The following is an 11,199-nucleotide window of genomic DNA, read 5'->3' on the forward strand; positions in this document are numbered from 1 at the left end:
TGGTTCACTACACTAAATTGAGGGATTCGGTAATTGCCCATTACGACGAACTCAGCCAAAAATGTACCCCAGAATTTTTTAGAATCTTCTAAGAATGGCTTATGTCAATGGGTTGAATCTGCTGAGAAAGGTCTGTTTACCTGGGGCTTATTTCATTATCGCCGTCCAAATGCCTAGTTATAGCACTGTTGGCAGGTAATAGGTAATAGGTAATAGGTAATAGGTAATGGGTAATAGGTAATGGGTAATAGGTAATAGGTAATAGGTAATAGGTAATAGGTAATAGGTAATAGGTAATGGGTAATAGGTAATGGGTAATAGTTGATTTTATCCACACTTAATTACTTATTACTTGTTACTTATTCCTTGTGTACCTTCCCCTGCACTCAAAACCTAAAGCCCACTTGTTGGAGTTACGCCCAATAAATTATTAGGCGTTTTTCAATAGGTAATGATAAGTGTTGCAAAATAGAAAGATTCAAGTAATGAACCCTCAAGAAATTGTTAAAACCCATCGCGACCACGTCTTTTTTTCCTGGGTACCTCAGAAAAACATCCAAAATCCCATCGTTATGGATCGTGCTGAGGGCGTTTACTTCTGGGATAAAGATGGCAAACGTTACCTGGATTTTTCCAGTCAGTACGTCAACATGAATATTGGCCACAGCCACCCCAAGGTGATCGCAGCCATAAAAGACCAAGCCGATAAGCTTGTGTTTGCCCATCCCGGTACTGCTACGGAAATTCGTGCCGCAACAGCAGCTAAGTTAGCAGAAATTACACCAGGGGATCTCACCAAGACTTTCTTCACCCTGAGTGGGGCTGAAGCCATTGAAAATGCCATCAAAATAGCACGACTGTACACGGGTAGGCATAAAATTGTCACCCGATATCGCAGTTATCATGGCGCTACCCTCGGTGCAGGAATCGCTGGAGGAGACCCCAGACGCTTGGCTCACGAACCAACTATTAGCGGGATTGTTAGAGTTCACGACCCCTATGCTTACCGTTGTCCTTTTGGCTACGCACCAGAAGGAAATCCCCAAGTTTATATCGATCACGTAATTCAAACCATTGAATTTGAGGGGCCAGAAAATGTCGCAGCCATCCTGATGGAAACGATTACGGGTTTCAATGGTTGTATTATTCCCCCCGATGGCTACTGGCAAGCCCTACGGGAATATGCTGACCAGCACGGCATTTTACTCATTTGCGACGAAGTTATTGCAGGCTTTGGTCGCACTGGGAAAATGTTTGCGATCGAGCATTATGGGGTGGTTCCCGATATTATGGCAATGGCTAAGGGACTCACCTGTGGCTATGTTCCGATGGGGGCAGTGATAGTAAGGCAGCATATCGCCGACCACTTTGAAACCAACCCCTTCGTCTGTGGGCTAACATTCAGCGGTAATCCCATTGGTTGCGCTACAGCCCTGGCGACCATGAAGGTTTATGAAGAAGAAAATCTGGTGGAAAACAGCCGGATTATGGGCGATCGCATGGCAGAAAAGTTACAGGAAATGAAGGCAAAACATCCATCAGTGGGGGATGTCCGTAGTTTGGGACTGTATGGATTGATTGAGTGCGTCAAGAACCGAGAAACAAGGGAACCTTTGGCTCCTTGGAATGCTAAACCCCACGAAATGGTGGTCATGGGTAAAATGGCTGCCCGTCTTCGAGAGCTTGGTTTGCACGGTCTGATGCGTTGGAATTGGGTGTTTATGTCTCCCCCACTTTGTATTAATGAAGAGCAGCTTGAAGAAGGGTTTGCCATCATTGATGATGCTTTGAAAATTGCTGATGAAGCCTACGAAGGTTAATCACCTCATCGATAGTTGAAATAGGAGAAAGTTCCCATGCAAATTGGATTTATTGGTCTGGGTAATATGGGCAGTGGTATGGTTGCCAATCTGCTAAAAAAAGGCTTTGAAGTTGCGGTGTACGACATCCAACCTGAAAAAGCTGAAGCTTTAATTGCAGCGGGAGCAAGTTGGCGCAATTCCATCCCAGAGGTAGCAAGTGATGCGGATGTGATCATGACCAGTCTGCCAGGGCCAAAGCAGTTGGAATCTGTGATGTTGGGAGATGCTGGAGTAATTGCCCATGCCCGTCCTGGAACGATTTGGCTCGATACTGGAACCAATTCCATAGAAATTATGAACAAGATTTCTACCTTGGCATCCGAGCAAACAATTGACTCCATTGCAGCCCCTGTTTCTGGAGGCGCACCAGCAGCTCAGAAAGGAACAATGTCAATGTATGTGGGGGGAAATGAAGCAACGTTTGACAAAATCAAAGGCATATTAGAAGCCATTGGTTCGCAAATTTATTATGTAGGACCACTCTCCCATGCTATCCTTTCCAAATTGCTGATTAATTATCTTTGCTTCATCAATACTAAAGCCCTGGGAGAAGTGCTGTCTTTAGGACAAGAAGCAGGAATTGATCCCAAACAACTCACAAACATGATTCAAGCAGGTTCGGGTAGTAGCTGGGTCGCGGAAAAATTACTTCCCTCTATATTAGAAGGGAATCCGGGTCCAGCATTTACCTTGAACTTAGCTCACAAGGATGCCTGTTTAGTTAATGAACTCAATCAAAGCTTTAAAACCTCTCTAGAGTTTTCAGAACGTCTATGCGAGGTCTTACAACAGGCTTGTACAACCTATGGTGGGGATAAAAGTTTTACTCGGATGATGGATTTGTAGTAGCAAGAAGAAAGCGATGAGTTATAGTAACTTGGCGATTGACCTTTCCCAACAATATCAAATCTCCAAAGTCCAACAAGACCACAGAAAACTGTTCGTTGATTGGGGCGACGGTCATCGAAGTACTTTTCACTATATTTGGCTTCGGGATAACTGTTATTGCTCTGGTTGTGGGGATCCCAAACATGGCGAAAAGCGTTTTCGGCTCGTTGATGTTCCCTTAGATATAAAACCCCTGTCAGTTCGTTGGGATAGTGGCAACGCACTGGAAATAGTATGGAAACCGGACGGTCACAAAAGCATCTATGATGCTCAGTGGTTGCGACAGCACTGCTATTCTGCTACCGAGAGAGAGCATCGTCAGCATCGACCTATTCTTTGGGATAGCAATATTGTTACTAACCTGCCCCAGATTGCTTATGAAGAAGTCCAAACTGGGGATAAACATCGGCTACAACTACTAAAACACCTGAGAGATTACGGGATTTGCTTTGTGCGAAACGTGCCTACTCAGAAGGGAGAACTCGAATCTTTGGCTCAGTCCTTTGGTCCTTTATTGGAAACCAATTACGGGCGTGTTTTCGAGATTGTTGTAGACCCGGAGGAAAGCCAGAAAAGTGTTGCTAACTCCCAAATTAACCTCATACCCCACACAGATGATGCCTATCAATATGCACCACCTGGAATTATTTTCTTCCACTGTTTAATGGCAAACAACGATGGCAGCGGTCAGTCTACCTTTGTGGATGGTTTCCAAATAGCAGAGGTGCTGCGTCAGGAAGATAGGGAGGCATTCGATCTACTCTGTCGTTACGAAGTTCCCTTCCGAAAATATTATAGCAATCGCATTGATATGCGGTTCAGCAGTCCAGTTTTTTGCCTCGATAGTGGTGGTAATTTGAAGGAAGTTCGGATTAGCAATTTATTTCCTGCTCCCTTGGACTTACCAGAGGAGATTATCGAGCCATTTTATGCCGCATACAGAAAGCTAATGCAGCTCTATACCCATCCGAAATACTGCCTCAAACAAGGTCTACAACCAGGAGATCTGGTGATGTTTGACAACCACCGTATCCTACACGGACGCAATGCAATCGGAATACAAAACCAGCGCCGCCATTTGCGCTACTGTTCAGTAGACCGGGATTATTTCCAAAGCTGGCGACGGCTTCTTGAGAAAAATCTCAGCTTTCAGGGATAGGTTGCAAATCAGGAATGGCTTGGCGGAGTTTCGAGAAAGACCAGGCACCCTCGCGCAATAGCTGAGCCGGTGACCCTGTAAAATCAACCAGGGTAGAAGGTTGTTGTTCGGGGTTTGGCCCTCCATCCAGAACCAGTGGAACTCGCTCTCCCAATTGTGCAGCTACTTCAGGGGCTGTTTTCTGAGTCTCCATCCCTGAAACGTTAGCACTGGTTACCGCTAGGGGAGCCCCAACCTGACGCACCAATTCCAAACAAAGGGGATGGTTAGGGATTCGGACTGCTACTGTGTCTTTACCTGATGTCACAAATGGTGGCACAATGTCAGTCTTGGGGAAGATGCCAGACATTGCCCCCGGCCAAATTTTACGGAGTGACTCGATGGTACTTTCAGGAATTTCTTGAGTCACTTGTTGCAGTTGTTCAAAACTGGCGACATAAATGATCAGGGGTTTATCTGGCGATCGCGATTTCACCTCGAAGATCTTTTTAATACCTGATTCCTTAGCAATGCTGGCTCCAATGCCATAAATAGTATCGGTTGAGAAAACCACTACATCGCCCTTTTTGAGCAAATCAACTGCTTTATTTCGTGCCGCTTGATCATCAGCAGGTAAAATCTCTGTCATAGGATCTTCAAATTTTTGTCGAGCTATTGAATGTTTCTATGGTATTATAAAATATTGTACAAGATTAGCTTGCCACAAATTCTTCTTTGAGGAGCTGTATGGTATCTAATCCCGAAATATTATCAACTACGAAAAGTACCCTTAGCGCGATCGCACTAGGTAGTAACCTCGGTGATTCTCAAGCCACATTAGAAGCTGCTCTGATCGAACTCGATCAAACTCCAGGCATTACTGTCAAAACCCGCTCCAGTTGGTACAAAACTAAACCTATTGGACCTGTGCAACCAGATTATATCAATGGTTGCGCCCTAGTGGACACACAACTAAGTCCCCAAAAGTTGCTAGAGACTATGCTAGAAACAGAGCAAAAGTTTGGTAGAGTTCGTGTGGAACATTGGGGAGCAAGAACCTTAGATTTGGATTTAATCTTGTTTGGTAACCTGATTCTAGATACTCCTGATATAACAATACCTCACCCACGCATGAGAGAGAGAGCCTTTGTGTTAGTGCCGTTGGCCGAAATTGCTCCTGATTGGGTAGAACCAGTCTGGGGAATGAAAGTATCCCAACTTCTCGAAAGGTTAGATATTTACGGAGTTACTCGGTATTAATTTTTAGGATATCAAATCCGGTTGATAGACTATAATAACAACCGAAAAAAATAAGGCAAGGCAACCTAACCTAATGCCGATGAATGATAGTCTATAGATTTGTATATAGATTTGGTTTAAAACCAATACAAAAACAATGCTGATGGAGTAAATCAAGCAGTATAAACTGAAAAACAATGGTGAACAAAGACAATGCTGAAAAAAGCTTTAGTGACCGGATCAGCAGTGGGAATTGGAAAAGCGATCGCTATTGATTTAGCTAGTAAGGGATTTGATGTTGCATTTCACTATAACCGCAGTGAACAAGCAGCCAAGCAAGCTTCTCAGGAAGCAGCGACTCACGGAGTAAAAGGGATCGCCCTACAAGCAGATATCACCAAACCTGATCAAGCCAAGTCGTTGGTAGAAAATGCAGCAGCACAACTAGGGGGTTTATCGGTAGTTGTTAATAATGTGGGCAACTATTTGAGTAAACCTACTAGCCAAATCTCAGTAGAAGAGTGGCATTCTGTAATTGATTCCAACCTCAATACTACTTTTTATGTCACTGGAGCCGCAATTCCCTACCTGAAGTCCGCAGGTTGGGGTCGCATTGTTAATATTGGTGCTGCCAGTGCCCATAATGTCACTGCCCGTGGTACTAATACAGCTTATATGATCGCTAAAACTGGCATCATTATTTATACTAAGTCCCTTGCTAAAGAGCTAATTACAGATAAGATTACTGCCAACGTGGTATCTCCAGGAATAGCAGAGAATTCCTTTGAATACGATGATGATTGGCAGGATGCTATGCCTAAATTACCAGCAAAACGCCCTGCTACATTGTCAGAAATAGCCCATGCTGCTTGGTTTTTTATCAGTCCTGAGGCTGATTACATCACAGGACAAGTAGTAGAAGTTTCTGGCGGCTGGAGTTTATAGTATTACCAAGCGATGCAGCGCGGTCTTGGGGGTTTCCCCCATGAGCGACTGCATCAAGAGAAGATAAAAACATTTTTAATAGGATAAACATGCTTACTATAGAACATCTATACGAAATTAATGAACAGTATAAGGATTCCTTAAACGTAAAAGTTGAAGAATTTACCATTGGCAACAAACATTTGAATTTTAATTCTCAAAAAGCTATCTTAGGAGTAGTTAATCTTTCTAGTGATTCTTGGTACAGGGAAAGTGTCTGTTTAAGTTCAGAACAAGCGATTCGTCGTGGCATAATGTTAACAGCCCAAGGAGCGGATTTTGTAGATATTGGTGCTGAATCTACTTTGCCCCATGCTGAGAGGATATCTGAAAAGTTGTTTGATACTGAATTTTGCCCCCCTATCCCCCCAATTCTGGGGGGAAAAAGAATTTATTTGCTGGTAAAAGTCCCCCAAAATTGGGGGATTTAGGGGGCTTTGATGTAGCAAATGAGACTGCTCAGACAACCTCTGAGAGAGTAGAAGATGTGAGGCAACAAAGTAAAATTTTGCCTGTGCTGGAAGCCCTCCATCAAGAAGGTGTATTAACTTCTATTGAAACCTATTATCCTCAAGTGGCTAGGGAATGTTTAAAAGTTGGAGCAAATATCATCAATTTAACTGGTTCCCAAGACAATCAGGAAATTTATAAACAGGTATCCGAGTTCGATGCTGGGGTTATCATTTGTTACGTTCAAGGAAAAAACGTCAGAGAAGTTGATGACTTTAATTTTGGCAACGACCCAACCGACTTAATGTATGATTATTTTGCCAAGAAAATTGAAATAGCTACTCAACTTGGTGTTAGGAAAATTTTTGTTGATGCCGGGTTAGGTTTTTACTACAAAAATCTCGAAGATAGCGCCCTACGCATCCGTTTTAAAATGAAAACCTTTTTAAATACTTTTCGTCTTCGGAAATTAGGGTTTCCCGTGTGTCATGCCCTCCCCCATGCTTTTGAATGTTTTGGAGAAGAATTCAGAAGTGCTGAACCTTTTTTTGCAGTGCTAAGCTGTTCGGCATTTAAATTGGTATAATAAAAATTAATAAATAACCCAATAATAGGAAATATGCCAGCAAAAAATTATCTGACAGCAAAAAACAATACTTCAAAAAGCCTTAAAAATAGAAGAAAATGGAAATATTAGAGAACGTATTTTAATTTTGCTGTTGTTGAATAGTGGAAAAACACAGTTAGAAATTGCTGAAGTTTTGGGTTGTTATCGAGGATATAAAAGATTCCAAGCGAATTAAACTAGAAAAGAAAAGCTCACCCGATCTTACCCATACTAGAACTATAAAAGCTGGAGATAAGTTGCCTGTGATGGCTCAAGAGGTATATGGTGACTCGGCCTATTATATCCAGCTTGCCCGTGCTAATAATGTCAATAACTTCAGAAAGTTAAAAACCGGAACAACTATCAAATTACCGCCAATAGAGAAGTAAAAAATAATGAGTGGTGTTGTCACAGCAACAATTTTGAGTAAAGGTAAAAAAATGAAACCTGAATATAATGTCATGTCGATTGACATTATCAAAGAGGTGAATAAAATCCCGATAGCTCAAATAATTTTATTAGATGGTGACGCGGCAGAACAAGAATTTCCTATTAGCAACACGGAGTTTTTTAAACCAGGCCAAGAAATTGAAATAAAGCTTCGCTATGAAGGGGAAAAACAAAAGGAAGCAACAGTGTTTAAGGGAATTATAGTTAGACACTGTGTGCAAGCCGATCGCTATAGTTCTCTGCTCACTGTTGATTTAAAAGATGCAGCATACAAACTAACCACCCAAAGAAAAAGTGCTGTCTTTCGAGATATGACAGACAAGGATATTATCGACAAAGTCATCAAAACTGGGGGGTTAACAGTCAAATCTATTGCTGTAACTAAACCCAAGCATAAGGAAATGGTGCAATATTACTGCACTGACTGGGATTTCATTTTATCTCGTGGGGATGTCAATGGTCTGTGGGTTTTAGTTGATGATGGCGAAATTACTGGGGTCGAGCCTAATCTAAAGGGGAAACCAAAACATACCTTTGAATATGGCATAGATGAGATTTATGATTTTGAAATGGAAGCTGATATTTGCCATCAAAAATCCTCGGTAGAAAGTACAGCTTGGGATATCAAAACACAGAAATTATTACAATCACAAAAAGCGAAAGAGTTTTCTCTAGACCAGGGTAATTTAAAAGGAGATGAATTAGCCAAAACAATTGGTGCAGATAACTATCAATTAATCAGTTTAGCTCCCTTAGATGACCAGGAAGTAAAAGCTTGGGCAGATGCCAAGTTACAAAAAAGTCGTCTTTCACTGTTTAAAGGTCGCTTCAAAGTGCCTGGATTTGCTGATATTAAACCAGGAGATATTATAAAACTTGATGGAATAGGAAAGCGCTTCAATGGCAAAACCTTAGTAACAGCTATTCGACATCAATTTAGTAGACAAGGCTGGCAAACGGATGTACAATTTGGCTTGTCAGCTAGCTGGTTTTATCAACAAAATAATGACATTATTGATACACCAGTGGCGGGATTGATTCCAGCTATTCATGGGTTGCAAATTGGGATTGTGGATAAGTATGAAGCGGATCCAGAAAAACAGTTTAGGGTAAAAGTCAGAATCCCCTCAATTGAAAAAGATGGTATTGTTTGGGCAAGATTAGCTTCGGTTGATGCTGGTAATAAAAGAGGTATTTTCTTTAGACCAGAAACCGGGGATGAGGTTATTCTCGGTTTTATCAATGATGACCCTAGACAAGCCATAATTCTAGGAGCAGTGCATAGTGTTAAAAATGCTTTACCAGCAGGTTTAACAGTAACCAAGGAAAATAATAAAAAAGGAATAGTTACCAAAGAATCCCTAAAAATTATATTTGATGATGAAAATAAGTTAATCGAAATTAGTACATCCAAAGGCAATACCTTAAAATTATCCGAGCAGGATAAAGGGATTAAATTGGAAGATGAAAATGGTAATACAATCACGATGGATAATCAAGGAATTAAGATAAAATCAAGTAAGGACCTTGTGATGGAGGGTAAATATATCAAGATTAAAGGCTCGAGAGTGGATATTAATTGAGCTAAGAAGCAAGGTAAGCCGTCAGCCGTCAGCCGTCAGCGGTCAGCGGTCAGCGGTCAGCGGTCAGCCGTCAGCCGTCAGCCGTCAGCTGTTCGCGTAGCGTGCGAAGCGCGATCGCTTAACGCACCAAAATCCCGAGGGTGTGTTAGCAATAGAGTAACCCACCAAAGTCAGTACGTAAGCATTCAGCTATCAGCTAATGCGCGTAGCGTAATCGGTGCTTTTGAATAAAATAAGCTGACGGCAATAAAATAAGCTGAGGGCTGAGGGCTGAGGGCTGAATGCTTACGTCAGTACTGCTAAAAAAACCATGTCTCAAACCATATTAAAAACCAAAACTACAATTCCACCCCTTGAAAGTGGAGATCAACTAACTAGGCAAGAATTTGAACAGCGTTATGCACAGATGCCTGATGTCAAAAAAGCGGAATTAATCGAAAGAATTGTTTATATGGCATCACCCTTAAGAATGACCCAACATGCTAATCCCCATGCTCGTATTATGACTTGGTTAGGTACATATTGGTCAGCTACACCAGGGGTAGAAGTGGGAGATAATGCGACTGTACGTCTAGATGCCGACAATGAACCTCAACCGGATGCTTTACTAAGACTAACGGTAGATGGACAATCAAGGATTAGTGAAGACGGCTATGTAGAAGGTGCGCCAGAATTAATCGTAGAAATAGCAGCCAGTACGGCCTCTATTGATTTAAATGATAAATTAAAAGCTTACCGACGTAATCAAGTTCAAGAATATTTAGTTTGGCGGGTTTATGACGGAGAACTTGATTGGTTTCGGTTAAGGGAAGGAAAATATAGAAAACTAAACCCGAATGATAAAGGCATTATCTGTAGTGACTACTTCCCTGGTTTATGGTTAGCCCAAGACGCTTTACTTACTGGAGACTTAGGCCAAGTATTAGCAATTTTACAGGAGGGATTGAAATCACCGGAACATGAAAATCTAGTCAATAAATTGACCGATAAGGGGAAGGTTGACTAGAACAAGAGGCAATAGGTAATGGGTAATAGGTAATAGGTAATAGGTAATAGGTAATAGGTAATAGGTAATAGGTAATGGGTAATAGGTAATGGGTAATAGGTAATAGGTAATAGGTAATAGGTAATAGGTGGCACAGTAACGCACCAAAGTCAGTACTATTAAGGCAAGAGGCAAGAGACAAATGGAACAAAACAGCTCTTTTTTAGGGACAGGATGGAGTTTTCCCCCTACATTTAATGGGGATACAGGAACGGTGGAGATGGTTTCTGATCAGGAAGATATTGTCCAAAGTCTGGAAATTATCCTGTCAACCCGTCCAGGGGAACGGATTATGCAGCCTGATTTTGGTTGCGAATTGAGTCAGTTTCTGTTTGAGGAAATTACTCAAGGGTTAATTACGGGAATAAGAGGCACGATTTCTGATGCTCTGTTGAACCATGAGCATCGTATAGATGTGGAGGAAATTAATATTGAGGACAGTGAAATAGAGGGATTGTTGTTAATAAGTATTACCTATACGGTGCGAGTCACTAATTCTAGGTTTAACCTCGTTTATCCTTTTTATATTAATGAGGCTCAAACGGTTTGAGTAATTAAAAATTAAAAATTAAAAATTAAAAATTAAGTTATTGTAGGGTGGGCAAATCGACCCGATTCGAGATCTTATTGTCAGAGGATCAGCATTTGCCCACCAAACCCCACAGCCGCTCAGGGAAGGTGGGCAAATCGACCCGATTCGAGATATTGTTGTCAGAGGGTCAGCATTTGCCCACCAAACCCCACAGCAGCTCAGGGAAGGTGGGCAAATCGACCCGATTCGAGATATTGTTGTCAGAGGGTCAGCATTTGCCCACCCTACTACCTCCCGATTCCCGATTCCCGATTCCCGATTCCCGATTCCCGATTCCCGATTCCCGATTCCCATTAACTCCCCACAACTAAAACCAGCCTTCAATCTCTTCGTTTGTCAACATTTTCTTCAACTTTTGATA

The 11,199-nt window shown here is 41.9% G+C and carries 14 protein-coding genes and 1 pseudogene; 13 read left to right on the plus strand and 2 right to left on the minus strand.

Features of this window, described 5'->3' with window-relative positions; genetic code table 11:
• Positions 1-173 precede the first annotated feature (173 nt).
• The gene (locus F6K20_RS01995) at positions 174-335 is read right to left on the minus strand and encodes a hypothetical protein (RefSeq protein WP_287293490.1); all 162 of its coding nucleotides are present in this window, start codon (positions 333-335) and stop codon (positions 174-176) included.
• 123 nt (positions 336-458) lie between these two features.
• Here F6K20_RS01995 and F6K20_RS02000 point away from each other — a divergent pair, with 123 nt between their 5' ends.
• The 3 genes from F6K20_RS02000 to F6K20_RS02010 are packed head-to-tail and all read left to right on the plus strand — an operon-like array spanning position 459 to position 3,909.
• Complete coding sequence (locus F6K20_RS02000; protein WP_202799204.1) at positions 459-1,820, plus strand: aminotransferase class III-fold pyridoxal phosphate-dependent enzyme; 1,362 nt, start codon at positions 459-461, stop codon at positions 1,818-1,820.
• A 36-nt stretch (positions 1,821-1,856) separates the two neighbouring features.
• Positions 1,857-2,708 (plus strand): NAD(P)-dependent oxidoreductase, encoded by an 852-nt coding sequence (locus F6K20_RS02005; RefSeq protein WP_008184329.1) that lies wholly within the window; start codon positions 1,857-1,859, stop codon positions 2,706-2,708.
• A 16-nt stretch (positions 2,709-2,724) separates the two neighbouring features.
• On the plus strand, positions 2,725-3,909 hold the full coding sequence (locus F6K20_RS02010; RefSeq protein WP_008184327.1) for a TauD/TfdA family dioxygenase: 1,185 nt from the start codon (positions 2,725-2,727) through the stop codon (positions 3,907-3,909).
• On the opposite strand, the gene F6K20_RS02015 is transcribed toward F6K20_RS02010, so the two are convergent.
• Complete coding sequence (locus F6K20_RS02015) at positions 3,893-4,537, minus strand: L-threonylcarbamoyladenylate synthase (RefSeq protein ID WP_008184324.1); 645 nt, start codon at positions 4,535-4,537, stop codon at positions 3,893-3,895. The genes F6K20_RS02010 and F6K20_RS02015 overlap by 17 nt on opposite strands.
• A 98-nt stretch (positions 4,538-4,635) precedes the next feature.
• Between F6K20_RS02015 and folK the strand changes: the two genes are divergently transcribed.
• From folK to F6K20_RS02065, 10 genes and pseudogenes are all read left to right on the plus strand, one after another.
• A complete protein-coding gene (gene folK, locus F6K20_RS02020) occupies positions 4,636-5,148 on the plus strand; it encodes a 2-amino-4-hydroxy-6-hydroxymethyldihydropteridine diphosphokinase (protein ID WP_008184322.1) in 513 nt (170 codons plus the stop codon).
• A gap of 192 nt (positions 5,149-5,340) precedes the next feature.
• Positions 5,341-6,072 carry a bifunctional dihydropteridine reductase/dihydrofolate reductase TmpR gene (gene tmpR / locus F6K20_RS02025; RefSeq protein WP_008184320.1) on the plus strand — a complete coding sequence of 244 codons (732 nt, stop codon included), beginning with the start codon at positions 5,341-5,343 and terminating at the stop codon, positions 6,070-6,072.
• 89 nt (positions 6,073-6,161) lie between these two features.
• Positions 6,162-6,542 (plus strand): dihydropteroate synthase, encoded by a 381-nt coding sequence (locus F6K20_RS02030; protein WP_008184318.1) that lies wholly within the window; start codon positions 6,162-6,164, stop codon positions 6,540-6,542.
• Positions 6,530-7,147 (plus strand): dihydropteroate synthase, encoded by a 618-nt coding sequence (locus F6K20_RS02035; RefSeq protein WP_008184317.1) that lies wholly within the window; start codon positions 6,530-6,532, stop codon positions 7,145-7,147. The genes F6K20_RS02030 and F6K20_RS02035 overlap by 13 nt, the downstream gene beginning before the upstream one ends.
• A 33-nt stretch (positions 7,148-7,180) precedes the next feature.
• Positions 7,181-7,331 (plus strand): annotated as a pseudogene (locus F6K20_RS02040) (IS630 family transposase); the annotation flags it as partial.
• Positions 7,312-7,557: a LysM peptidoglycan-binding domain-containing protein gene (locus F6K20_RS02045; protein WP_287293493.1), complete on the plus strand. Its 246-nt coding sequence runs from the start codon at positions 7,312-7,314 to the stop codon at positions 7,555-7,557. The pseudogene F6K20_RS02040 and the gene F6K20_RS02045, both read left to right, overlap by 20 nt.
• Positions 7,558-7,563: 6 nt before the next feature.
• Positions 7,564-9,201, plus strand: a complete 1,638-nt coding sequence (vgrG, locus tag F6K20_RS02050) for a type VI secretion system tip protein VgrG (protein ID WP_287293496.1) — start codon at positions 7,564-7,566, stop codon at positions 9,199-9,201.
• A 310-nt stretch (positions 9,202-9,511) separates the two neighbouring features.
• On the plus strand, positions 9,512-10,207 hold the full coding sequence (locus tag F6K20_RS02055; protein ID WP_287293498.1) for a Uma2 family endonuclease: 696 nt from the start codon (positions 9,512-9,514) through the stop codon (positions 10,205-10,207).
• Positions 10,208-10,388: 181 nt separating this feature from the next.
• Entirely contained in the window at positions 10,389-10,796 is a 408-nt protein-coding gene (locus F6K20_RS02060) for a GPW/gp25 family protein (protein WP_287293500.1), read from the plus strand.
• Between the two features lie 77 nt (positions 10,797-10,873).
• Entirely contained in the window at positions 10,874-11,149 is a 276-nt protein-coding gene (locus F6K20_RS02065; RefSeq protein ID WP_287293502.1) for a hypothetical protein, read from the plus strand.
• Positions 11,150-11,199: the final 50 nt, after the last annotated feature.

Source organism: Moorena sp. SIO2C4 (assembly GCF_010672485.1).
Taxonomy (GTDB): domain Bacteria; phylum Cyanobacteriota; class Cyanobacteriia; order Cyanobacteriales; family Coleofasciculaceae; genus Moorena; species Moorena producens.

Coding starts and splice junctions, on each gene's coding strand:
- F6K20_RS02005 (WP_008184329.1), top strand. CDS start 1,857: ATGCAAATTGGATTTATTGGTCTGGGTAATATGGGCAGTGGTATGGTT.
- F6K20_RS02010 (WP_008184327.1), top strand. CDS start 2,725: ATGAGTTATAGTAACTTGGCGATTGACCTTTCCCAACAATATCAAATC.
- F6K20_RS02015 (WP_008184324.1), bottom strand. CDS start 4,537: ATGACAGAGATTTTACCTGCTGATGATCAAGCGGCACGAAATAAAGCA.
- folK (WP_008184322.1), top strand. CDS start 4,636: ATGGTATCTAATCCCGAAATATTATCAACTACGAAAAGTACCCTTAGC.
- tmpR (WP_008184320.1), top strand. CDS start 5,341: ATGCTGAAAAAAGCTTTAGTGACCGGATCAGCAGTGGGAATTGGAAAA.
- F6K20_RS02030 (WP_008184318.1), top strand. CDS start 6,162: ATGCTTACTATAGAACATCTATACGAAATTAATGAACAGTATAAGGAT.
- vgrG (WP_287293496.1), top strand. CDS start 7,564: ATGAGTGGTGTTGTCACAGCAACAATTTTGAGTAAAGGTAAAAAAATG.
- F6K20_RS02055 (WP_287293498.1), top strand. CDS start 9,512: ATGTCTCAAACCATATTAAAAACCAAAACTACAATTCCACCCCTTGAA.
- F6K20_RS02060 (WP_287293500.1), top strand. CDS start 10,389: ATGGAACAAAACAGCTCTTTTTTAGGGACAGGATGGAGTTTTCCCCCT.